Origin of the sequence: Rhizobium sp. L1K21, assembly GCF_024055895.1 — a bacterium.
GTDB lineage: Bacteria > Pseudomonadota > Alphaproteobacteria > Rhizobiales > Rhizobiaceae > Ensifer_A.
On record NZ_JAMXLE010000001.1, the window covers coordinates 1,487,059 to 1,509,726 of the forward strand.

Consider the following 22,668-nt stretch of genomic DNA (forward strand, 5'->3'; position numbering starts at 1 on the left):
AAGGTAAGAATGAATATGAAGGCTGGTTCTAAGTTCCTGAGTGCGGTGTCGGCAGTGGCCTTGTCCGCGGGAGTTGTAGCCTCGGGTACGGGCGTGCTGCTTGCTTCGGCAACTGTTGCAGAGGCCGCCGTCATTCGCAGTATCAGCGTTCGCGGCGCAAACCGTGTCGGTGCAGATGCCGTCAGGGATAACCTGACAATTGCGCCCGGCAAGAGTTTCAGCAATGCCGATATCGACGAATCGGTGCGCCGCCTCTACTCGACCGGGTTCTTTTCAGATGTCCGAATCAATGTTTCGGGCAGCACGCTGGTGGTCAATGTTTCTGAAAACAAGCTGGTCAACCAGGTCGTTTTCAACGGCAACCGCAAGATCAAGGACGATAAGCTGGCCGCAATCGTGCGCACACGTGCACTCGGTCCTTACAGCCAGAGCCTGATTGAGTCCGATATTCAGTCGATCAAGGAAGCTTATGCTGCGATCGGTCGTTCCGACGTGACGGTGACGACCCAGACCTATGCGGTCGGTGAGGGACGTACGAACCTGGCTTTCGTGATTAACGAAGGTGGCCGTACCAAGATCACGCACATCAATTTCATTGGCAATAATGCTTATAGCGACTCGCGTCTGCAGTCGGTGATCCAGACGAAGGAATCGAACTTCCTCTCGTTCCTGACACGCCGCGACGTTTACAGCGAAGCCAAGCTCAACGCCGATGAAGAGCTGCTGCGCCGGTTCTATTACAACCGCGGTTATGCCGACTTCCGTATTGTTTCTGCCGACGCCGTTCTGGATGAGGCGACCAACGAATATACGATCAACATTACGGTTGATGAGGGTGAGCGTTACCAGTTTGGCAATGTTGACGTGGTCTCGACAGTGGATGGTGTCAGCTCAGAAGAGCTGCAGAAGCTTGTCGATACGCGTTCGGGCGACCGCTACAGCGCCGAAGACGTCGAAAAGTCCATGTCGGCTATTTCGAAAAAGGTTGCAGCTGCGGGTTATCCCTTTGTTCGCGTAACGCCGCGCGGTGACCGTGACTTTGCAAATAACACGATTGGCGTTGAATACCTCGTTGACCAGGGCGAGCGCGCCTATGTGGAGCGCATTGAAATCCGTGGCAACACGCGTACGCGTGACTATGTGATCCGTCGCGAATTCGACTTTGCGGAAGGTGATGCCTTCAACCAGGAAATGATCGCGTCGGCCAAGCGCCGCCTGGAGCGCCTGGGCTTCTTCTCATCCGTCAATATTTCGACGGCACCGGGGTCCGAGCCCGATCGCGTTGTCGTGATTGTTGATGTTGAAGACCAGTCCACGGGTAACTTCGGTATTGGCGGTGGTTATGCGACCGGTGGCGAAGGCATTATTCTTGAAGCTTCGATCGAAGAGAAAAACTTCCTCGGTCGCGGGCAGTTCATTCGTGTTTCGGCCGGTGGCGGTCGTTTGACGAGAACCTATAATGTCTCCTTCACGGAACCTTATTTCCTCGGTTATCGTCTGGCGGCAGGCTTCGACATCTACCTCAACCGTGACTCGACGCAGCCGAACTACACATATGAAAATCAGGGCTTTGCGCTGCGTGTGACCGCGCCGATTACGGAAGACCTTTCCACGACGTTCAAATATACCTATGACAAGCTGAAATATACCAGCAGCAATCTGACAGCGCTTTCTGCGCCTTACCAGAATGTTGTCAATGGCAGCCCCTGGATGCGTTCGGCGATTTCGAACACGATTTCCTATAATTCGCTTGACGATCAGGTCAATCCGCATGAAGGCCTGGTGGCCAGCCTGACCCAGGAAATTGCCGGTCTGGGCGGCGATTCCCACTATTACAAGATCTATGGTCGCGCCCGCTATTTCTATACGCTGTCCGATGAGGCTGATATTGTTGCTTCATTGGCTGGTAGCGCCGGTCATCTTGTATCGCTGAAAAACTCGGTCAATGTTTATGACCAGTTCCGCATGGGTTCGAATGAAATTCGCGGCTTTGACACCTATGGTGTTGGTCCGCGTCTTTCGAACGGCGATACGCTGGGCGGCACGACCTACTTCACAGTGTCGGCTGAAGCAACGTTCCCGCTGCCGGGTATTTCACCTGAAATCGGTTTGCGTGGTGGCGTCTTTGCTGATGCAGGTACCTTGTTTGGCAATGATGTGAACCTGAGCGGCGCAACGGCAAACGGCATCTCGTCCTCGCTTCGTGCCTCTGTCGGTGCCAGCTTGATCTGGGCTTCACCTTTCGGTCCGTTGCGCTTCGACTATGCATTCCCGGTTATGAAGCAGCCGCATGACCAGATCCAGCGCTTCAAATTCGGCATTCAGACGAATTTCTGATTAAGGATCGGCCTGAGTTCCTGGTGGGACTCAGGCCATTTCACACCATGGATAGCAAAAACTTTTTTCCACCTCACGCCGGCATAAGGCTTGGGGATTTAGCCGTTGAGATTGGGGCTGAACTTTCCAGCGCCGAGGCGGCCAATGCCACTGTCCATTCCATTGCGCCGGTTGGGCGTGCCGTGGAAGGCCAGATATGTTTTCTGCGCTCTCGGCGGAACAAGGGCGATTTGGAAACCTGCCACGCTTCGGCGGTGATTTGTGCGCCGGCCCTCGTATCTCTTGTACCCGAGGGGATACCCACGCTGGTTTCGTCCAATGCTGAAGCTGCTTTTGCACGCGCCGGAGCGGCTTTGCATCCGCAGGCCATGAAGCCGGAAGTCGTGAGCGGCCAGACCGCTATTTCCGATAAGGCTTCGATACATCCGAGCGCCAAACTTGAGAATAACATTGTTGTCGAGCCGTTTGCGGTGATCGGTGCAGATGTATCGATCGGTGCGGGCAGTCATATCGGTGTCGGAGCAACGATCGGGCAGAGCGTTTCAATCGGCCGGAATTGCACTATTGCTTCAGGCGCAAGCATTCGTTGCTGCATCCTCGGTGACAATGTCATTATTCACGATGGAGCGCGCATCGGGCTGGATGGTTTCGGTTACGCGCCGGGTTCCGCTGGTATGCTCAAGCTGCCGCAGATTGGGCGTGTGATCATCCAGGATAATGTGGAAATCGGTGCCAATACAACGATCGACCGCGGCGCCATGGATGACACCGTAATTGGTGCCGGCACCAAGATCGATAATCTGGTTCAGATTGGCCATAATGTGAAGGTCGGCATGCATTGTGCATTTGCCGCCAAGGTCGGGATTGCCGGCAGCACGGTTATTGGCAATGGTGTCCAAATTGGTGGTGCAGCCGGTTTGAACGGTCACATCCGGATCGGTGATGGCGTACAGATTGCAGGTTTGAGCGGTGTGGCTGCAGATATTCCTGCGGGCGAAGTGTATGGGGGCTTGCCAGCGCGGCCAATCAAGGATTTCCTTCGGGAAACGGCTGAGATATTGGCAAGAGCAAATGGTCGAAAGAAGAGCGGGGATAACAAATGAGTGAAGCTGAAAAAACGGCTCTCGACGCGGTCGATATCATGGAGATTTTGAAACTCTTGCCGCACCGCTATCCGTTTCTGCTTGTTGACAAGATTGTCGATATTGATGGGGACAATTCCGCAGTCGGTATCAAGAACGTCACGGTGAACGAGCCGCATTTCACAGGCCACTTTCCCGAGCAGCCGATCATGCCGGGTGTGTTGATCATTGAAGGCATGGCGCAAACAGCCGGTGCCATATGCGCGCGCGTCCGCGGCGGGGAAACGAATCTCGTTTATTTCATGACTGTGGATAACGTGCGCTTCCGCAAGCCGGTGGTCCCGGGCGACCGTCTGGAATATCATGTGACCAAGCAAAGACAGCGGGGCAATATCTGGAAATTTCATTGTGACGCCAAGGTGGATGGGCAGTTGGTTGCCGAAGGTGACATTGGCGCGATGATGCGCGGCAGGGATGCGTAATGTCAGCTGGGGCTAAGGCGACAATTCATCCGCTTGCATGCGTGGAAGACGGTGCCGTGGTTGGTGCCGGTTGCACGGTTGGTCCCTTCTGCCATGTCGGGCCGGATGTGGTTCTGGGTGAGAATGTTCACCTCATGAGCCACGTCGTGGTGATCGGGCGGACAACCATCGGTGCCGGGACACGAATTTTTCCATCCGCCGTGATCGGCGGGCAGTCACAGAGCATTCACCACAGTATTGAGGGAACCACGCTTGAGGTGGGCGAAAATTGCACCATCCGTGAAGGCGTGACCATGAATGCCGGCACCAAGGAATATGGCGGCAAAACGGTCGTCGGCAACGGCAACACGTTTCTCGCTTACTCGCATGTGGCGCATGATTGCATCCTGGGTAATCACATCATCCTCTCCAACAACGTTATGCTTGCTGGCCACGTCACTGTTGAAGACCGCGCGATTCTGGGAGGAGGCGCGGCTGTTCACCAGTTTACCCGCATCGGGCGGCATGCCTTTATCGGTGGCTTGTCGGCCGTTGCCTATGACGTCATCCCCTATGGTATGCTGAACGGCAATCCAGGCATCCTTGGCGGGCTCAATGTGGTGGGCATGTCTCGAGCAGGTGTGGAAAAGCCGGTGATCCACCGCGTTCGACGCGCCTACAAGTCGATTTTCGAGGGCGATGGGTCTATCCGCGAGAATGCGGCTGCCATACGCGGCGACTATCTCGATTGCCCCGAGGCAATGCATATTCTCGATTTTATTGCGGCGGATGCCGAGCGTTCTCTTTCTTCTCCCAAACGCCGTTCCAAAGGATAACAGCGGCCATTGATGGCGGTGCCTACTGAAGGATACTTTGACGTGACTGGGGAGGAAAACGTGAATAAGCCACTCAAAGTGGCGGTGATCGCAGGTGAAGTCTCTGGTGACCTGCTTGGGGCTGAGTTGATTGCGTCGCTGCGCTCGCTCGTCGGCAATATTGAACTTATTGGCGTCGGCGGTCCAAAGCTTGAAGAGCAGGGGCTTCGCTCGCTCTTTGATTTTTCCGAACTTTCAATCATGGGCTATGTGGAAATTCTTGCCCGTTTGCCGAAGCTTCTGGGGCGTGTGCGGCAGACGGCGCAGAACATCATTCGCGAAAAACCCGATCTTCTTTTGATTGTCGACAGCCCGGTCTTTACACATCGCGTTGCGAAAATTGTCCGCGATTCCCTGCCTGATCTTCCTGTTGTCCAGTATGTCTGTCCTAGTGTCTGGGCCTGGAAGGAGTATCGCGCGCCGAAGATGAAAGCCTATGTGGATCTGGTGCTGGCATTGCTGCCATTTGAAACCGAAGCCATGAAGCGTCTTGGCGGTCCCGAAACGGTTTATGTAGGGCATCGACTGGCTTGCGATCCGGCGCTGGCCGAGGTGCGGGAGAGGCGAAAGTCAAAGGTTTATGGTGGCAAACGCACGATTTTGTTGCTGCCCGGTTCTCGCTCTTCGGAGATAAAGCGAACGGCACCCTATTTTGCGGCTCTCACTATGGAGGTTGCGCGACGTTATCCAGACGCACGTTTTGTGATGCCGACCGTTCCGGCAAGAGCAAGCTTGATTGAGGCGACCGTTGCAGACTGGCCGGTCAAGCCGGAATGGAGTACGGACGAAACCTTCAAATATGATGCATTTGCGGAGGCTGACGCGGCAATTGCGACATCTGGAACAGTGATCTTTGAACTGGCGATGGCAGGCGTTCCAGCAGTCTCAATCTACAAGACCGATTTCTTGACGCCGCTTCTGGCTCACCGCATCAAGATCTGGTCGGCGGCGATACCCAACCTCGTTGCTGATTTTCCCGTTGTTCCCGAATATGTTGACCTGACACTGCGTGCTGACCGTCTGGCGCGCTGGGCCATCAGGCTTTCCGATTCACGATCACTGCATCGTGATGCGATGATGGAAGGTTATCGCAACATCTGGGAAAAGATGTGGCTGGACGAGCCTTCGGGGCTTGCCGCAGCAAAGGCGGTGCACAAGCTTCTTGAGAAGAAAAAGGCCGGCTAGATACCGGCCTTTATTGTGACTTTGGGACTGATCTCAGCGCTTGGAAATCGGCTGATAATCCCGTGCGTCATACCCGGTGTAGAGCTGACGCGGACGACCGATACGCTGATGCGGATCTTCGATCATTTCATTCCACTGTGCAATCCAGCCGACGGTGCGTGCAAGTGCGAACAACACGGTGAACATGGTGGTGGGGAAGCCCATCGCCTTCAGCGTGATACCGGAATAGAAATCGATATTCGGGTAGAGCTTCTTTTCAATGAAATAGGGATCGGTCAGAGCAATGCGCTCCAGTTCCATCGCCACTTCCAGAAGCGGGTCGTCCTTGACACCCAGTTCGTTGAGAACTTCGTGGCAGGTCTTCTGCATGATCTTGGCGCGCGGATCGTAGCTCTTGTAAACGCGGTGGCCAAAGCCCATCAGTCGGAATGGATCGTTCTTGTCCTTTGCACGATCAATGAATTCCGGAATGCGGTCAACAGAGCCGATTTCGGAAAGCATGTTGAGTGCCGCTTCGTTTGCACCGCCATGGGCAGGACCCCAGAGGCATGCAATGCCGGCAGCAATGCAGGCGAATGGGTTTGCGCCGGACGACCCTGCAAGACGGACAGTAGAGGTCGAAGCGTTCTGCTCGTGATCGGCATGGAGGATAAAAATCCTGTCCATGGCGCGGGCAAGAACCGGATTGACCACATACTCCTCGCACGGCACAGCAAAGCACATGCGCAGGAAGTTGGACGCATAATCCAGATCGTTCTTCGGATAAACGAAAGGCTGGCCGATATGATATTTATAAGCCATCGCCGCAATCGTCGGCATTTTGGCAATCATGCGCAGGCTGGCAACCATCCGCTGATGCGGGTCGGTGATGTCGGTTGAGTCGTGGTAAAACGCCGAGAGCGCGCCAACCGTGCCGACCATCACTGCCATCGGGTGCGCGTCACGGCGGTAGCCGGTAAAGAACCGGTTCATCTGCTCATGCACCATTGTATGATGGCTGACGCGGTAGTCGAAATCTTCCTTCTGCGCCTTGGTCGGCAGCTCGCCGTAAAGCAGGAGATAGCAGACTTCGAGGAAGTCGCCATGCTCGGCCAGTTGGTCAATCGGGTAGCCCCGATGAAGCAAGACGCCCTGGTCGCCGTCGATATAGGTGATCTTCGATTCACAGGATGCCGTTGAGGTGAAACCCGGATCGTAGGTGAACATATCGGTGTTCTTATACAGCGCACCAATATCGATCACGCTCGGTCCTATCGTCCCTTCGCGTACGTCCAGTTCAAGGTCTTTTCCATCGATATTTAGAGCCGCTTTCTGGTCGGTCATCGTGTCCTCCGGCAATTTGCTGAAATGTCCGCCTTTGACGGCGAACCGCATAGATGATGCTCATTTTGCTATATTATTTATACCGCGCTGCCAAGTTCTCCAAACGGTGAATTGTGCATTGCGTCAATTTGGCGGCGCATTTTCGTTTCAAGTGCGGTTGTTTTTCTCACCAGTCGCATCCGTTTGTCTATAGCGGCTTAGGTGCCAACGTGTCGAGGCTTGGACGCCTATATGTGTCTTTACAACCCTGGATTAAAGAACCATGCTTAGATGAATGGCGGGTTTTCAGGTTGGGGAACCGGAGTGGCGTTCAAGGCAGGGCAAACGCAGTCTGACGACATGCAAGCGTATGTGCAAGAACGCCCTGAAGGCACTCTCGCTGTTCGTGAAGCGCAGGCATTTCTAAATCCGGTCGAAGAGATCGACAGAACTGCCGTGCCGCTGGAGAAAAAACCGGCGATCAGGTTGGGCCTTTACGTATCTCTGCCAAAGCTAAGGAATCTCGAAAGCATCTTGGTGGAGGAGCAAGCGTTTGGGCGGCTCTTCCTCTTCTTTCCCTTGTTTCTGGCATTCGGGGCTGCGTTCTGGTTTGCAAGGGACTATCCTCCTTCCCGCTATCTGACGTTCTCGACAGCTCTTGTGTTTTCGCTGGCGGCCTTTGCACTTTGTGAGCGCCGTCTGCTGCATGTCTTGGCAACGCTTGCCGCGGCTTTCTCTCTGGGTGCAGTATTGGCCGATATGGAGACTGCGCGAAAAGATACGATCATGCTCGACAGTCCGGTCACTGCGCAGGTGACGGGACGGATTATCGACCTTGAACCAGCGCGAGGCGGGCGTTTACGCTATACGCTGGAAATCCTGTCCATTCGCGACCCAGTGTTGCGACGACCTCCCAGGCAGGTTCGGTTGACCGGGTTGTCGCCGAAAGAAAAGGTTCTACCGGGTGACATCATTTCCGGCCCGGCGCGCCTTTCTCCACCCTCTGGCCCGGTTCTGCCTGGCGGTTACAATTTTGCTTTCGGCCCGTATTTTGAAGGCATTGGTGCCGTTGGCTTCTTTTACGGTTATCCCGTTGGGCTGAAAGATGCGGAACAGTCATCTGAAGCCCGCTTGGGTGCGAGCATTCTTCAAGCCCAGGCCAAACTCAGCCTGGCAATTACCGAGAGACTGCGTTCTGTTCTTTCAGGCGATGTGCTTGCCTTCGCGACAGCAATCATCGTCAATGACCGGCGCGCCATGAGCGACAGTGCCTTGGATGCGCTGCGGCTGAGTGGATTGGCGCATATCATTGCGATTTCCGGGCTCCATATGGCGCTGGCTGCGGGCATGTTCTTCTGGCTTTTGCGTTCGGGGCTTGCCCTGTTCCCAGGTTTTTCACAACGCTTTCCGGTCAAGAAGATTGCCGCTGCTGCGGCGATTGTAGCGGCTTCGATCTATCTGTTCATTTCGGGGGCGCCAATCTCCGCAGTCAGGGCCTATATCATGTTGACCGTGATGCTGTTGGCAGTGGTCGCTGGGCGGCAGGCGCTTAACCTGCGAAATCTGGCGATCGCGGCGTTGTTCATCATCGTTGTGACGCCATCGTCGGTGATGACGCCCGGTTTTCAGATGTCTTTTGCGGCGACGGCTGCGTTAATTGCCGGCTACGGTGCCTGGCGCCGCAAGGAAGAGCCCAAGGAAATCTCAGCGGGTAGGGGAGCGCTTAGCGGTTTTGCATCCGGCGGGCTGAAGCTGTTTGGAGGATTGGCGCTGACCTCCGTCATAGGTGGAGGGGCAACAGCTTTGGTGGCGGCGTCGACCTTCAACACGCTGCCCGCTTACGGGGTCTTGGCCAATGTCCTTGCTATGCCGGTATTTTCCTTTGTCGCCATGCCTGCAGCACTCCTCAGCCTTGCTGCAGCGCCCTTCGGTCTTGAGTGGCCGTTTTTGCACGCTCTTGGTTTCGGACTGGAACTCACCTTGACGATCGCAAATTGGGTTTCCGAGCTGGGAGGCGGTCTGACGATCGGGTATGTTTCGAAATGGCTTCTTGTTCTCGGCTGCGCGGCACTTTTTTCAGCTTGCCTCTTCAGAAGCAGGGCTGCTGCGATTTCTTGCCTGGCAGTCTATCTTGGCGCGGCGGCACTCGGCATATTCGGCATCGGAGGGTCGGGCGCGCCGGACCTGATTGTCTACGAGGATGGAACGCTCGCCGCCGTTGTCGGCGACAGCTCACTGGCTCTCAGCAATACAAAGGCATCCGGTTTTGTCACCGACCAGTGGTCGCGGGCCCTGGGGTTGGAAACATTGGAAAAGCCAAGCGATATCGCGGAGCTTGCGGGCTGGAGCACGCATACTGACAGTTTGCCGGAAGACCTTCCAAACGGCAGCTTCCATTGTCTTGCAGAAAAATGGTGCGTGGTGCGGCTTTCGGGGGGCATCACGGTGATCCAAATTGAAGATATCAAACAGGTTGGATTTGCCTGTGACCATGCTGATCTTGTGATATCGCCCTGGCGACACAGCTTTCGACAGTGCCGTTCAGGTGCATATCTGCTGGACCGAAATGTCTTGCGACGGAACGGCTCGATCGCAATTCGCATCGACAATCGCGAACAAAATCATGCTGACGGCCCTCAAAGAGCCAAAATTCTCTTTGAGACCGCACTTGGACAACAAGCCAGGGAATGGAACAGCCACCGGCTCTACGACTGGCGAAGCGGACGGTTCGATCCGCCAGCCAAGTATGTTCTCAGTGATAACGGCGAATGAGGCCGACGAGTTTGCCCTGTATTTTCACCCGATCAGGCCCGAATATGCGGGTTTCATAGGCGGGGTTTGCTGGTTCCAGAGCGATGGAGGCGCCCTTGCGGCGGAAGCGTTTCAACGTTGCCTCCTCATCATCGACCAAGGCAACGATGATCTCGCCCGGATTTGCATTGTTAGTGTTGCGAATAATGACCGTATCGCCGTCCAGAATGCCGGCTTCGATCATGGAATCGCCACGCACTTCCAGAGCGTAATGTTCGCCGTTGCCCAGCATTTCAGCGGGCACAGAAATATCATGCGTATTGTTCTGGATTGCAGAAATCGGGACACCGGCAGCAATGCGCCCCATAACGGGTACGGCAACGGATGTGTCTTCGTTTGGCGTATTCACCACAGGCGGGGGCGGTGCCTTGCCGAGGCTGCCTTCAATGACGCTTGGTGCAAACCCGCGCCGCGGCTGAAGGCTCGAGGAATAGGCTTCGGGAAGCTTGATGACTTCAAGCGCCCTGGCGCGATTGGGCAGCCGGCGAATGAAGCCGCGTTCCTCAAGCGCAGTGATGAGCCGGTGGATACCGGACTTCGACGCAAGATCCAGCGCCTCCTTCATCTCGTCAAAAGAAGGCGGAATCCCTGTCTCCTTCATCCGCTCGTGGATAAATAGCAGCAGCTCCTGCTGTTTGCGCGTCAACATATATCACCTCAGAATCGGGAAACAAATCCAGAACGGACTTTATATGTTCTTTTTACGTTCTGCAAGTGTGCGAAATGGGTTCGATATTGCCCCGAGCTCTAAGGGATTGCGACGTTGCCCTGCCAGTCCATCGCCTCAAGAGCTATGGCCACTTCAAAACGTTTTTCATCGAGTGGTCCAGGAAGCAAATCTTCGGCACGACCGATTCGCCGCATCAGCGTGTTCCGGTGTACGCCTAATCTTTCCGCTGTGGCGGCAATATTGGAGCCCTCTTTCAAGTAGGCGAGAAGGGCTGACCTGGTAGACGGGTTTGCTTTGGCGAGATCGCCGAGTGTGTCGTTGATGAAGCGTTTCAGAAGGCGCCTGTCCGGGGTGATGACCGAAATCAGACGCACGGTCTCGTAGTCGGCGACGCGCCTTGCAGCGGGTGCTGATGCCAGAAAGCTTTGAACAAGCCGTGCGGTCTCGTGACTTTCGCGAAAGCCCTCAATTCCAGAACTTGCAGGTCCGATCGCAAGGCGCAGACCTGGCGGGCAGTTTGCCTCGGCCATCTGCAGTGTCGGTTGACGGGTCAGCCACAGCCAGCATGTGGCGTGGTCGGCGGCAATCAACAGATATGCGCCGCCGCATTCCTGTGCAAATCGTACTGCGGCCTGATTGAGTGCAGCGGTGTCGCTGGTCTCGGGTGGACCAAACAGAATTGCTGCAGAATGGCGTGTCTCCAGCCGATAGCCGAGAACGCGCGATGCTTGGCGCGGATCGACTGGGCGACGCTTTAAGATGGTGTCAACCATTGCCTGCTTTTCAGCCGCAGATCCTTGCGAAAGCTCAACTTTTTCGCGCTCAATGCGCTCGGTCAGTCCGGCAATAGTGGCATCAAGGAACGCACTGATCGATCGCGCAGAGATATCGAGGACCGCGCGCAGCTGTTGTGCATCCGTTGTCAGTTCAAAGACCAGATCCATCCAGCGCAACCAGGCGGCGTTCTGCCCGGCACGATAGGCGTTGAGGGCGAGATCATCCACGCCGAGCCGCGCTTGTTCACGCGCCACGCGCAACATTTCCGGCCCCAGATTGGGCGGCACGGGCTGTCCGGGCGCGTTGTATGTCGCCATTGCCCAATGGGCGATGTTGTTGCGGTTCGCCTGACAAACCAAAGCGATGGTCACTGGATCATCTGTGCCGAGAGCGCCGATTGTAGCGGCGTCGATGTCCGCCACCCAGTCTTCCGGCGCTTCCAGGCAACGCCCCGCACCTGACCGCAATATTTCCAGTATATCGGGCGTTGTCTGGTGCATTTTGTCCAACCAATGTCAATGAATGGTGCAATATGCATCTTCTTTAAGAGATTGCGGAATGTCAATCTGGATCGTGATCGGAGTGAGGAGAACGAGATATATGAATGGAACGAGCGAGACGCCGCTGGACGTTCTCATTATAGGCGCGGGGCTTTCGGGGATTGGTTGCGCGTGTCGACTCACGCTTGATCTCCCGGACAAGAGCCTCCTCATTTTGGAAGCCCGCGATGTATCCGGGGGCACGTGGGATTTGTTTCGTTATCCTGGCATTCGCTCCGATTCTGATCTGTTCACCTTCGGTTACGATTTCGAGCCCTGGAAAAGTGACACGGCGATCGCCGATGGAGGGGCAATCCTGGCTTATCTGCGCGACACTGCGCAGCGTTACGGCGTGGAGCAGAAGATTCGCTACAACCATGCAGTCATCGCGGCTGATTGGGAAAGCGAGGAGGCCTGCTGGCGGGTGACTGTGGAGCACAGTGTTACCGGTGTCAGATCAGTCATTTATGCCAGATGGCTTTTTTCAGCCGCCGGTTATTATGACTATGCTGAGGGATACAGGCCGGAATTTCCCGGTGAGGACGAATTTGCAGGCAAAATCATCCATCCGCAATTTTGGCCGGAAGACCTCGATTATGCCGGTAAACGCATCGCGGTGATTGGCAGCGGCGCGACGGCTGTGACTTTGTTGCCGGCACTTGCTGCAAAAGCCGCGCATGTAACCCAGGTCCAACGCACGCCGACTTATGTGGTTTCCGTTCCAGCGCGTGACCCTTTGGCCACGATCTTGCAGCGATTTTTGCCCAATAGATGGGTTTATGCAATTTCACGACGGCGGCAGATTTTGCGACAACGCTGGTTTTTCGTCTTCTGCCAGCGCTTCCCCAATGCTGCGCGGCGTCTGATCCGCGGCATGGTTCGCCGCAACCTGCCTGCCGATTATCCGATCGATGTGCATTTTAACCCGCCCTATGACCCTTGGGATCAGCGGCTTTGCGCGGTGCCCGACGGCGACCTTTTTAAGGCCTTAAGCGGAGGCAAAGCCTCCATTGTGACCGGGCAAATCGACCGTTTCACCAGAACCGGTATCCGGATGACGTCGGGCGAAGCGGTGGCTGCCGATATCATCATCACGGCAACCGGCTTGAAGGTGCAGGTGTTCGGAAAATATTCGCTGACGGTGGATGGTCAGCCGGTGCAAGCGTCGGAGCGGCTTGTCTACAAGGGTATGATGCTTGATGGGGTACCCAATTTCAGTTTTGCGATCGGCTACACGAACTCATCATGGACGTTGAAGATCGGGTTATTGACGACCTATCTCTGCCGGCTCCTGAAATATATGGGTGAGAATGGATATGCGTCGGCTGTTGCGAAGCGACCGGACGGACAATTGAAGACGCGCCCATTGCTCGATTTCGGGGCAGGATATATTCAGCGCGCCGTCGACGGACTGCCCCGACAGGGCGAGGGCTACCCCTGGGTGATGTCGTTTAGCTACTTTAGCGACGCGGCGCTTTTCAAGCGGGGTCGAATTGATGATGCGGATATGCATTTTTCTCCGCCGCCGTCGAATTCCAAACGAGAGGCGGCAGCATGAAGGAGGAATTCTGTACGCTGCCGGACGGGAGGAGGCTCTGCTATTCCGTGTTTGGTGAAGGCCAACCTCTTGTGCTGATTGCAGGTTTGGCTCTGCATATGACCTATTGGCCTCAGTCCTTTCTGGATGCTTTGACCAAACGGGGCTTCAGGGTCATTGTTTTTGATAATCGCGATGTCGGAAAATCCTCTTTCATGGACACGCCGGTTCCTGGCAAGCTCGATATTATGCTCAGGCGGGCACCGGATGGATGCTATCGCATTGAGGACATGGCGGACGATGTCATGCTGCTGCTCGATAGCCTTCATATTCAAGCAGCTCACATCGTTGGCATGTCAATGGGTGGCATGATTGCACAAGCCCTGGCGAGCCATCATGGCGACAAGGTGCTGAGTTTAACCTCGATCTTCTCCACTACGGGCGCGCGGCGCGTTGGGCAGCCGTCAATGCGCACCATGCTGCAGTTGATGAAGGGGCGTTCTTCCTCTCGTGAGGCTTCGGCCCGCGCTTTCGCGGATATGATGAGCCTCATTGGCGGGCGCAAATATCCGTCAAGCAGGAGCCGTCTCACCGATTATGCCTCTAAGGCCTGGGATCGTTCAGTTGGCGATATTGAGGCGGGTGTTGCCCGACAGATCGGTGCCATTATCAAATCCGGCGACCGGACCGAAGCGCTTGCCCGGATCAAGGCGCCCACGCTTGTGGTGCACGGTGATCGCGATTTGATGGTTCACCCAAGCGGAGGACGTGCAACGGCCGCAGCCATCAAAGGTGCGCGGATGGTTATATTGCAGGGTGCCGGGCATGACATTGCCGACCGTTTCGCCGATCGTCTGGCAGGACTGATCCTGGAGAATACGGAGCGCGCGTCTTGAGTGTCTTTCGAGAAAAGGTCGCGGTCGTGACCGGTGCCGGATCCGGGATCGGGCGGGCCTTGGCGCTGGGGCTTGCCGAACGCGGTGCCAGAGTTGCCATTTCGGATATTGATCCTGTTGGTCTTGACGAAACCGACCGTATGCTGCGCACGATCGGTGCGGAGTCTTTTGCCAGTACGTTTGATGTTGGTGATGCATCGGCCTTTGCCGAATACGCCGAAGCGGTGAAGTGGCATTATGGCGTTGTTCACCACCTTTATAACAATGCCGGCACCACGCTTGGTTCACGGCCTTTTCTGGAGATGCGGCCTGAGCATTTTGAAAAGGTAATGAATGTCAATTTCTGGGGTGTCGTCAATGGCACACGTGTTTTCCTCCCACTTCTGATCGAAAGTGGAGAGGGTGCGCTTGTCAATATATCAAGCCTCAACGGATTGATGGCGCAGCCTGAGCTTTCAGCCTATTGCGGCTCCAAATTTGCGGTTCGGGGATTCACCGAGACGTTGCGAGCAGAAATGATGATGGCCGATCACAACGTGCATGTCGTTGTCGTGCATCCGGGCGGGGTGAAAACCAACATCGCCAATTCTGCGCAGCCGAAGGATGAAGTTCTTGATGATGATGAGCGAATTCGAGCAGAAGAGCGGCTTCGACTTTACAACGAGAAACTCCTGAAAATGTCGCCGGAGAAGGCTGCGTCCATCATCTTGAACGGGGTGGAGCGTGGCCGCTCGCGCATTGTCATCACGCGCGAGGCAGTTGTTCTTGACTGGCTGGTTCGAGCTTTGCCGCAAGCCTATCCGAGGCTCGTGGTCGCAGCGATGCGGCGGGCTCTCGGCAAATGAATATCATTTCTGGCCGGAACGAGCCTAAGCCGGACAGACTAGAGAAAATAGGGAGAGGGGCGTTATGAGATATGCATTCATTTGGGCTGCCTGTGCCATTGTCGGCGCTTTGGGTGGCGGCGTGGCTGCGGTGTTTTATCTGACACTGCAAACCGGCGTGTCAGGGTGGGGTCACCAGGTCAATGTCAATGGTTGGCGAAGCGATTGGCTGATTGGGACCGAGGCGGCCGACCCATACACCCGCGCCTGGGTGGCGCTCTACGGCCTCTTTGCGCTTCGCCGCACGGAAGCAGTCTATTTCATCAAGGCAAAGGATGAGAAAGGCGAGAGGCTGACCGAGAAGTGCGACTACAGGCTCGAGACCGGGCCTTTGCCAGGAAAATGGTGGTCTTTTACCGTCTATGACAGAACCGGTTACCTGCCAAAGAACGATGACGGGCATTTGACATTTGATGCGACTAATGCTGCTGCGTCTGGTGGTTCGGAGGGGCCTTGGTCTACCATACTTTCATCTCGTCAGCCGGAGAAGGACGGAGAAAGCTGGATATCGACACGCAATGCGGGGAGCTTTGACGTGACCATGCGCATCTATCAACCCGATCCGCAATTTCTCGCCGAGCCCGAGCAGCATCTCATTGGGCCAAAGATCAGCAAGCTTTCATGTCAGGGGGAGGCGGAGTGATGAATATCTTTGCTCGCAAGAAACTCGTTGGGTTCGTTATTTTTGTGGCAGCCTTTGCGGCAACCCATTTTCTCGTCCTCTTTGCATTGCCCTATATTATCGAGGACAAGGCAATTTCGTTGCTGGAGTCAAAAGGGGTCAAGTTCAATACCTGGTATGCTGCGCCACGTGTTGAACCGGAGGTTCAGCCGGTGGTGCGCGCCTCACCGGATCTATCTTATGCGCTGTGCCTGATCGACCTATCCGACGGACCGATGCAGATATCGGCACCCAAAGCTGACAACTACGGCTCGCTTTCCGTTTTTGATGGCAACACGGACAATGCTTATGTTGGGTCTTTGATGGGATCTGGCACACTGTCGATAACGGTCTACAAGGGGGATATGCCCACCATCGAGGCTGGTGAACCGGTGCAGGTGCATTCCAATCAAGTCGTGGCACTTGTTCGACGCCTTGCGCCGACAGCGCCGCTCTTCGAGGAAAGCGCAAGTCTTGTCTCGCAAAGCGTGTGCGCGCCCTTGAAACAGTAGATCATGGCGCAAAACATAACGGGGCTGGTGCAACACCCAGCCCATGTTCTCTCAATATCACGGGAAATGGATGAGCTTGGACAGTCAGACATGCATTCCGCTGATCAAGCCGGGCAAAATGAGGTTCAGGTGCTCGTCCAGAAAGATCTTGGCGTCGATGGGTGGGCCGAGTTTACCGAGAAGTCCGTAGTGAAGGGCCAGCGTCAAAGCCGGGGCTGCTATGATTTCAGCAAGATACCGGGCCTTGGCGGGCGCGAATTCGCCCGCTGCCATGCCGGAATCAAGCACGTTTTGCAGACTTTCAATAATCGGGGTGAGATAAGCGGTTTCATATTGTGACAGCAGTTCGGGAAATGCGTCGCCTTCTGCTGCAATCAGCTTTGCAATGTCGCGGTGGCGCGGGTCCTCTACCAGCGTTTCATAAACAAAACGCATCAGGGTGCGGATTTTTTCAATGGCGCTGGCACTCGATCTTGTGATTCTATCGGCTTGCGATTCGATATCCGGCGGTACGACGTGGCGAATGACTTCCTCGAACAGATTTTCCTTGGACTTGAAATGAAAGTAGATGGTTCCTCTGGTGATGCCGGCTTTCGCCGCAACGCTTTCCAGCTGTGCGCCCGCGTAGCCACGGGCGACAAACTCGTCGAAGGCAAGATTGAGAATTTCCCGTCTGCGATGCGTGCGCTGTGCGCTGCGTTTGCCTGTTTCTTTCATTGGTCAGTCTCATGCCGTAAGTGTTCGATGGAGAGTTGGGCGCACTAAAACATTGACTAACGCGTCAGTCAAATTTATATGGCAGGTAACAAGTGTCGTGTTTTCGTATTATGCTCCTTTCAATTGTTCAGAATTCGCGGGGTAAATAGAATGGCAAAAGCCTTTTTTCCAAAAAAAGGCCGGCTTTGGACGTTGGGCGCGTTACCGTTGGTGGCGTTGTTGGTCTCATCCTGCGGTGACGACAGCAATCAGGACGCCAACCCTGACAAGTACACGCTGAACGTGATTGCGACCAGAGTCGAAGAAGGCAATGCCGTTCGACCCTTGCGCGTCACTGGCACAGTCGAAGCCGCGATGTCTCGCGACATATCCTTTCGCGTGGGTGGTACAATCACGGCACGCCATGTGCAGACGGGCGATCGGGTGAAGGCCGGCGATTTGCTAGCGACGATTGGGACAAGTGAACTGGATGCCAACGTTACGGCAGCTGAGGCTGATGTTGCGTCAGCCGCCGCCGGTCTCAGCCTCGCGCAATCGGACCTTGATCGTTTGCAATCTCTCTTTGAAAAGGGTTTCACGACCCGCTCGGGACTGGACAATGCCGGAAAGGCCGTAGACCAGGCAAAGGCGTCTCTTTCGATTGCCGAAAGCCAGCTGGAAATTGCCAGGGAAAATCGATCCTATGCCGACTTGAAAGCGGGGGCAGACGGCGTGGTCGTTGGCACCAATGCCGAGGTCGGTCAGGTCGTGCAGGCCGGCCAGCCTGTTATGACAATTGCGTCAAACGATCGGCGTCAAGCAGTGTTCGATGTCTCCGAGGCGGTGCTGACTGCGGCAAATGCAGACAACGCCAAGGTTTTTCTGGCATCCGATCCGTCCGTTGTCGCCAAGGCCAAGATTGCGGAGATTTCCCCCACGGTGAACCGCAACACGGGCACAGTGCGGCTGAAGGTCGATCTGATTGATCCTCCAGAGAGTATGAATCTCGGCGCACCGGTGACCGGCGAGGTTGAAAGCAAACCGATACACGGCTTTGTGCTGCCGCCTTCGGCGCTGTCGAATTATGCCGGAAAGGCCGCAGTTTGGGTTTTCGATGCGTCGACACATACAGTTTCGCCGAAACCAGTTGAAGCGCTCTTTTACAGCCACGATCAGGCGGTGGTGACCGGGCAACTGGAGACCGGCGACCTTGTTGTGAGTGGTGGGACGCCGTTTTTGAGCCCCGGTCTTGAAGTGACCGTTTCAAAGGAACAGCCATGAAAGCTTACAAAGTAGCCGGATGTCTGGCAGGGCTGGTTGCGTTCATCAGCCTTTCAAGCTGCGAAGAGCAGGGCGATGTTCTCCAAGAGGCCAAGGCACGTCCTGTGCTGACGGCGACAGTGAAGGCATTTACTCCGCTCCCCATTGCTTTTCCTGGCACAGTCGAGGCACAGATTTCCACCCAGAAGGCCTTCCGGGTTCCTGGTCAGGTGTTGGCCAGGAATGTGAACACGGGCGATATTGTGCGCAAGGGTGACATTCTGGCGGTGCTCGATACCAAACAGCTTGAACTGGGCGTCCGCTCGGCTGAAGCGGCTGTCGCCAGCGCCAAATCACAGGTTACGAATGCTGAAGCGGTTGCAGAGCGGGCCAGACTTCTTTCTGAAGAAGGATTTGCAAGCCCCGCACAACTCGATACGGCGACCGAAAATCTGAAAGCGGCCAATGCCCAACTGGAAAGTGCCAACGCGCAGCTGGAAAAGGCGCGTGAGCAAATGGGCTATGCCACGCTGGTGGCCGACTATGATGGCATCGTGACTGCAGTGAATATCGAAATCGGAGAAACTGCAAATGCCGGCGCGCCAGCGATCACCATTGCGCGGCTGGATTTGCGCGATGCTGTCGTTGATGTGCCCGAGGATGTGCAGGCGCTGATAAAGCCGGGCGATACATTTTCCGTCGCGACTGTCCTGCAGCCTGATAAAGCCGTCACTGGCACAGTGCGGGAAATTGCCCCCGACGCAGATAAGCTCACACATACGGTGAGGGTCAAAATATCGCTGGGCGACCCGCCCGAAAATTTTCGCATAGGAACCACAGTGACAGTGTCAGCGACTGAAACACTGTCAGAACCTTCCATGATTGTCCCCTCCAATGCGATTCTTCTCGAAAACGCCAAGGCTTTCGTGTGGAAACTGGATGAAGAGACCGGCACGGTTTCGAAAGTCCCAGTGGACGGCGAGGATAGGGGTAAGGGCTATTACCAGATATTCAACGGCGTGCATGCCGGCGATGCCGTTGCCATTGCAGGAATTCATTCATTGACTGACGGGCAGAAGGTCTCGCGGTTAGAAAGCTTAGATCAATGAGAAAGTCATTCAATCTTTCCGACTGGGCGCTCGATCACCGCTCGCTCGTCTGGTATTTCATGCTGGTGGCCGTTCTTGCGGGCGCATTCTCCTTTGTCAATCTCGGACGGGAAGAAGACCCGTCATTCACCATCAAGACCATGGTGATCCAGGTGCAGTGGCCGGGCGCCACGGCACAGGAAATTACCGATCAGGTGACCGACCGGATCGAGAAGAAGCTGCAGGAACTGCCCGAACTGGATTATACCAAATCCATGTCGATGGCCGGCAAATCGACCATCATGGTCAATCTGTTGGCGGACACGAAGTCGAGCAACGTTCAGGATGTATGGTTTCGTGCCCGCAACATGATCAACGACATTACCGCGACATTTCCGCAAGGTGTCATCGGGCCGTTCTATCAGGATACGTTTGGTGACGTCTTCGGAAATATTTACGCTTTCACAAGTGACGGGTTGAGCTATCGGCAATTGCTGGATTACGTGGAAGATGCCCGCTCGGAGGTTCTTTCTCTGCCCAATAGCGGCAAGGTTGATATTCTGGGCGCACAGGATGAGGTGGTCTATCTCGAGTTCTCGCCCCGCCGGCTGGCCGCTTTTGGTCTCGATCAACAGGCGATGCTGACAGCGCTGCAAGAGCAAAACGCGATTACGCCATCGGGTGTGCTGGATTCCGGCCCCGAGCGGATTGCCGTTCGCGTCACGGGACAGTTTTCATCTGAAGACAGTTTGAGAAATATCAATTTTCATATCAACGATCAGTTCTTCCGGTTGAGTGACGTTGCAACGGTGACCCGCGGGTATGAGGATCCGCCCACAAGCCTTTTCCGGTTCAATGGTCAGCGTGCAATTGCGCTGGCGGTGGGCATGAAGCCCGGGGCCAATTTGCTCGACTTCGGCAAGGCGCTGGACGAGCGGCTGAAGGCGTTCGAACAAACCTTGCCGGTGGGCGTGAATATCCACCTCGTCGCGGACCAGCCGGCGGTGGTCGAAGATGCGGTTTCGGGGTTCACCAGAGCGCTTTTCGAGGCGGTGGTGATCGTTTTGATCGTCAGCTTCGTCAGCCTTGGCATGCGTGCTGGCGTGGTGGTGGCGATCGCCATTCCGCTCGTTCTCGCGCTGACCTTCATGGTGATGGAATATACCGGTATTACTCTTCAGCGTATTTCGCTGGGTGCGTTGATTATCTCGCTCGGACTTCTGGTCGATGATGCGATGATTGCCGTTGAAATGATGGTCGCTCGTCTTGAGGCCGGTGATCCTCTCAGGAAAGCTGCCACCGCTGTTTACACTTCAACTGCGTTTCCCATGTTGACAGGCACGCTTGTAACGGCAGCCGGATTCATTCCGATCGGGCTCAACAGTAGCGCTGCCGGCGAATACACATTCACAATGTTTGTTGTCATATCGGTCTCGCTGCTGATTTCGTGGATTGTCGCCGTTCTTTTCACGCCGTTGATCGGCGTGACCATTCTGCCCGAAAAATGGAAGAAACATCATGAGGAGGGTCACCAATCCTTCTTGATGCGCGGTTTCAAAAGTGTCCTGATCATTTGCATGCAGTTCCGCTGGTTGACGGTGGCCGTCACGGTCGCGGTCTTTGCGGTATCACTTTATGGGATGACGTTCGTTCAGCAGCAGTTCTTTCCCTCCTCAGAACGCACTGAGTTGTTGATCGATTTCACATTGCCGCAAAATGCTTCGATCAATGAAACCAATGCCCAGATCGCAGAGTTCGAAAAGGAAATGCTCCAGGGCAATGAGGGTGTGGAACATTGGTCGACCTATGTCGGGAGTGGAGCGCCGCGTTTTGTGTTGACCGTCGATGTTCCTCCAGCGGCGCCGTTTCGCGGCGAAGTCGTGGTTATCACAAAGAATATCGAGGTGCGCGACAGGCTGAAGAGGGTGTTTCAGGACTATCTGGATACCCGGTTTCCGAACACGGATGCGCTGGTCAAATTGCTGGAGCTTGGTCCTCCGGTGGGGCGGCCCGTTCAATATCGTGTCAGCGGCAGGGATGAGGAGAAGGTCAGACAGTATGCGATGGAGCTGAAAACCAAGCTTCAGGCCAATCCCAATCTCGGTAAGATTGTCTATGATTGGGGCAGCACCAGCCGTGTCGTCAAGGTCGATGTTCTGCAGGATCGTGCTCATCAGCTCGGTGTCAGCTCCAAAGACATTGCCACGGCTCTCAATGGTGTCGTCGGAGGGATGACGGTCACGCAATTGCGCGATGCCACCTATCTGATCAATGTCGAGGTGCGGGCGCAGCAGGCAGAGCGCATGTCGATCGACACTCTGGAAAACCTGCAATTGCCGAATGCGAGCGGTGTGTCCATTCCATTGTCGTCCATCGCCAGATTTGAATACACGGACGAACTGCCTGTGATCTGGCGGCGCAATCGCCTGCCGACGATCAACGTGGCCGCGTCAGTGGAGAGTGACCGCCAGCCCGTGAATGTGGTTCAAGATCTGGCACCCACGGTGAACGCCTTTGCGGCTTCGCTGCCAGCTGGTTATCATGTTGACACGGGCGGTGTCGTGGAAAACAGTGAGGAATCCCAGGCTCCCATTATCGCCGTTGTACCCGTCATGCTGTTTATCATGGCAACGGTGCTGATGATCCAACTGCAGAGTTTCGGACGCCTTTTCCTGGTGACGGCGGTTGCCCCGCTTGGACTGATCGGTGTTGTCGCAGCTCTGCTGCCAAGCGGCGCACCGCTCGGCTTCGTGGCGATCCTGGGGGTCCTTGCACTCATTGGCATCCTCATCCGCAACTCGGTCATCCTCATTGTTCAGATTGAGGATCTGCGCAAAGCCGGTGAGGCGCCCTGGGATGCTGTCGTGAACGCCACACTGCACAGATTGCGGCCAATCATGCTGACTGCGCTTGCCGCAAGCCTCGGGTTGATACCCATTGCGCGCGAAGTGTTCTGGGGACCGATGGCCTACGCCATGATGGGAGGCATCATTATTGGAACGCTGATCACGCTGCTATTCCTGCCTGCTCTTTATGTTGGTGTTTACCGCATCCGCCCGGAAGCCTGAGACAGGCGGTGGCGTGTCTGCAACACG

Annotated in this window: 18 protein-coding genes; 14 read left to right on the forward strand and 4 right to left on the reverse strand. The window is 55.5% G+C overall.

Annotated features, from left to right (window positions below):
- Positions 1-15: 15 nt before the first annotated feature.
- Genes bamA through lpxB form a run of 5 tightly spaced genes read left to right on the forward strand, consistent with a single transcriptional unit; the run spans position 16 to position 5,940 of the window.
- The gene (gene bamA, locus NHF56_RS07145) at positions 16-2,337 is read left to right on the forward strand and encodes an outer membrane protein assembly factor BamA (RefSeq protein ID WP_252804890.1); all 2,322 of its coding nucleotides are present in this window, start codon (positions 16-18) and stop codon (positions 2,335-2,337) included.
- A 47-nt stretch (positions 2,338-2,384) separates the two neighbouring features.
- On the forward strand, positions 2,385-3,440 hold the full coding sequence (gene lpxD / locus NHF56_RS07150; protein ID WP_252802893.1) for a UDP-3-O-(3-hydroxymyristoyl)glucosamine N-acyltransferase: 1,056 nt from the start codon (positions 2,385-2,387) through the stop codon (positions 3,438-3,440).
- Entirely contained in the window at positions 3,437-3,901 is a 465-nt protein-coding gene (gene fabZ, locus NHF56_RS07155; protein WP_252802895.1) for a 3-hydroxyacyl-ACP dehydratase FabZ, read from the forward strand. Before lpxD ends, fabZ begins: the two co-directional genes overlap by 4 nt.
- On the forward strand, positions 3,901-4,716 hold the full coding sequence (lpxA, locus tag NHF56_RS07160) for an acyl-ACP--UDP-N-acetylglucosamine O-acyltransferase (RefSeq protein WP_252802896.1): 816 nt from the start codon (positions 3,901-3,903) through the stop codon (positions 4,714-4,716). The genes fabZ and lpxA overlap by 1 nt, the downstream gene beginning before the upstream one ends.
- A gap of 12 nt (positions 4,717-4,728) precedes the next feature.
- Positions 4,729-5,940, forward strand: coding sequence for a lipid-A-disaccharide synthase (gene lpxB / locus NHF56_RS07165; RefSeq protein ID WP_373456259.1), 1,212 nt, complete (start codon positions 4,729-4,731; stop codon positions 5,938-5,940).
- A gap of 33 nt (positions 5,941-5,973) precedes the next feature.
- Here lpxB and gltA read toward each other — a convergent pair whose 3' ends face one another.
- Positions 5,974-7,263, reverse strand: coding sequence for a citrate synthase (gltA, locus tag NHF56_RS07170; RefSeq protein WP_252802901.1), 1,290 nt, complete (start codon positions 7,261-7,263; stop codon positions 5,974-5,976).
- 303 nt (positions 7,264-7,566) lie between these two features.
- On the opposite strand from gltA, the gene NHF56_RS07175 reads away from it, so the two are divergent.
- The gene (locus NHF56_RS07175) at positions 7,567-10,014 is read left to right on the forward strand and encodes a ComEC/Rec2 family competence protein (RefSeq protein WP_252802903.1); all 2,448 of its coding nucleotides are present in this window, start codon (positions 7,567-7,569) and stop codon (positions 10,012-10,014) included.
- Here the strand turns inward: NHF56_RS07175 and lexA are convergent.
- Entirely contained in the window at positions 9,995-10,702 is a 708-nt protein-coding gene (gene lexA / locus NHF56_RS07180; protein WP_252802905.1) for a transcriptional repressor LexA, read from the reverse strand. The genes NHF56_RS07175 and lexA overlap by 20 nt on opposite strands.
- A gap of 98 nt (positions 10,703-10,800) precedes the next feature.
- Positions 10,801-12,000, reverse strand: coding sequence for a CdaR family transcriptional regulator (locus tag NHF56_RS07185; protein WP_252802907.1), 1,200 nt, complete (start codon positions 11,998-12,000; stop codon positions 10,801-10,803).
- Positions 12,001-12,100: 100 nt separating this feature from the next.
- Between NHF56_RS07185 and NHF56_RS07190 the strand changes: the two genes are divergently transcribed.
- The 5 genes from NHF56_RS07190 to NHF56_RS07210 all read left to right on the forward strand — a co-directional run bounded on the left by NHF56_RS07190 (position 12,101) and on the right by NHF56_RS07210 (position 16,529).
- The gene (locus tag NHF56_RS07190) at positions 12,101-13,597 is read left to right on the forward strand and encodes an NAD(P)/FAD-dependent oxidoreductase (protein WP_252802909.1); all 1,497 of its coding nucleotides are present in this window, start codon (positions 12,101-12,103) and stop codon (positions 13,595-13,597) included.
- A complete protein-coding gene (locus NHF56_RS07195; RefSeq protein ID WP_252802911.1) occupies positions 13,594-14,472 on the forward strand; it encodes an alpha/beta fold hydrolase in 879 nt (292 codons plus the stop codon). Before NHF56_RS07190 ends, NHF56_RS07195 begins: the two co-directional genes overlap by 4 nt.
- A complete protein-coding gene (locus NHF56_RS07200; protein ID WP_252802913.1) occupies positions 14,469-15,317 on the forward strand; it encodes an SDR family oxidoreductase in 849 nt (282 codons plus the stop codon). The genes NHF56_RS07195 and NHF56_RS07200 overlap by 4 nt, the downstream gene beginning before the upstream one ends.
- A 64-nt stretch (positions 15,318-15,381) precedes the next feature.
- Positions 15,382-15,999: a DUF1214 domain-containing protein gene (locus NHF56_RS07205; RefSeq protein WP_252802914.1), complete on the forward strand. Its 618-nt coding sequence runs from the start codon at positions 15,382-15,384 to the stop codon at positions 15,997-15,999.
- Positions 15,999-16,529, forward strand: a complete 531-nt coding sequence (locus NHF56_RS07210; RefSeq protein ID WP_252802916.1) for a DUF1254 domain-containing protein — start codon at positions 15,999-16,001, stop codon at positions 16,527-16,529. The genes NHF56_RS07205 and NHF56_RS07210 overlap by 1 nt, the downstream gene beginning before the upstream one ends.
- An 84-nt stretch (positions 16,530-16,613) precedes the next feature.
- On the opposite strand, the gene NHF56_RS07215 is transcribed toward NHF56_RS07210, so the two are convergent.
- Entirely contained in the window at positions 16,614-17,246 is a 633-nt protein-coding gene (locus tag NHF56_RS07215; RefSeq protein WP_252802918.1) for a TetR/AcrR family transcriptional regulator, read from the reverse strand.
- Between the two features lie 219 nt (positions 17,247-17,465).
- Here NHF56_RS07215 and NHF56_RS07220 point away from each other — a divergent pair, with 219 nt between their 5' ends.
- The 3 genes from NHF56_RS07220 to NHF56_RS07230 are packed head-to-tail and all read left to right on the forward strand — an operon-like array spanning position 17,466 to position 22,641.
- Positions 17,466-18,506: an efflux RND transporter periplasmic adaptor subunit gene (locus NHF56_RS07220; protein WP_252802920.1), complete on the forward strand. Its 1,041-nt coding sequence runs from the start codon at positions 17,466-17,468 to the stop codon at positions 18,504-18,506.
- Complete coding sequence (locus NHF56_RS07225) at positions 18,503-19,594, forward strand: efflux RND transporter periplasmic adaptor subunit (protein WP_252802922.1); 1,092 nt, start codon at positions 18,503-18,505, stop codon at positions 19,592-19,594. Before NHF56_RS07220 ends, NHF56_RS07225 begins: the two co-directional genes overlap by 4 nt.
- On the forward strand, positions 19,591-22,641 hold the full coding sequence (locus NHF56_RS07230) for an efflux RND transporter permease subunit (protein WP_252802924.1): 3,051 nt from the start codon (positions 19,591-19,593) through the stop codon (positions 22,639-22,641). The genes NHF56_RS07225 and NHF56_RS07230 overlap by 4 nt, the downstream gene beginning before the upstream one ends.
- The last annotated feature ends 27 nt before the right edge of the window (positions 22,642-22,668 follow it).

Bases quoted from the DNA above. Each gene is read 5' to 3' on its own strand.
- lpxB (WP_373456259.1), top strand. From the start codon at position 4,729: ATGGCGGTGCCTACTGAAGGATACTTTGACGTGACTGGGGAGGAAAAC.
- NHF56_RS07225 (WP_252802922.1), top strand. From the start codon at position 18,503: ATGAAAGCTTACAAAGTAGCCGGATGTCTGGCAGGGCTGGTTGCGTTC.
- NHF56_RS07210 (WP_252802916.1), top strand. From the start codon at position 15,999: ATGAATATCTTTGCTCGCAAGAAACTCGTTGGGTTCGTTATTTTTGTG.
- bamA (WP_252804890.1), top strand. From the start codon at position 16: ATGAAGGCTGGTTCTAAGTTCCTGAGTGCGGTGTCGGCAGTGGCCTTG.
- lexA (WP_252802905.1), bottom strand. From the start codon at position 10,702: ATGTTGACGCGCAAACAGCAGGAGCTGCTGCTATTTATCCACGAGCGG.
- gltA (WP_252802901.1), bottom strand. From the start codon at position 7,263: ATGACCGACCAGAAAGCGGCTCTAAATATCGATGGAAAAGACCTTGAA.
- NHF56_RS07185 (WP_252802907.1), bottom strand. From the start codon at position 12,000: ATGCACCAGACAACGCCCGATATACTGGAAATATTGCGGTCAGGTGCG.
- NHF56_RS07205 (WP_252802914.1), top strand. From the start codon at position 15,382: ATGAGATATGCATTCATTTGGGCTGCCTGTGCCATTGTCGGCGCTTTG.
- NHF56_RS07215 (WP_252802918.1), bottom strand. From the start codon at position 17,246: ATGAAAGAAACAGGCAAACGCAGCGCACAGCGCACGCATCGCAGACGG.
- fabZ (WP_252802895.1), top strand. From the start codon at position 3,437: ATGAGTGAAGCTGAAAAAACGGCTCTCGACGCGGTCGATATCATGGAG.
- lpxD (WP_252802893.1), top strand. From the start codon at position 2,385: ATGGATAGCAAAAACTTTTTTCCACCTCACGCCGGCATAAGGCTTGGG.
- lpxA (WP_252802896.1), top strand. From the start codon at position 3,901: ATGTCAGCTGGGGCTAAGGCGACAATTCATCCGCTTGCATGCGTGGAA.
- NHF56_RS07190 (WP_252802909.1), top strand. From the start codon at position 12,101: ATGAATGGAACGAGCGAGACGCCGCTGGACGTTCTCATTATAGGCGCG.
- NHF56_RS07195 (WP_252802911.1), top strand. From the start codon at position 13,594: ATGAAGGAGGAATTCTGTACGCTGCCGGACGGGAGGAGGCTCTGCTAT.
- NHF56_RS07230 (WP_252802924.1), top strand. From the start codon at position 19,591: ATGAGAAAGTCATTCAATCTTTCCGACTGGGCGCTCGATCACCGCTCG.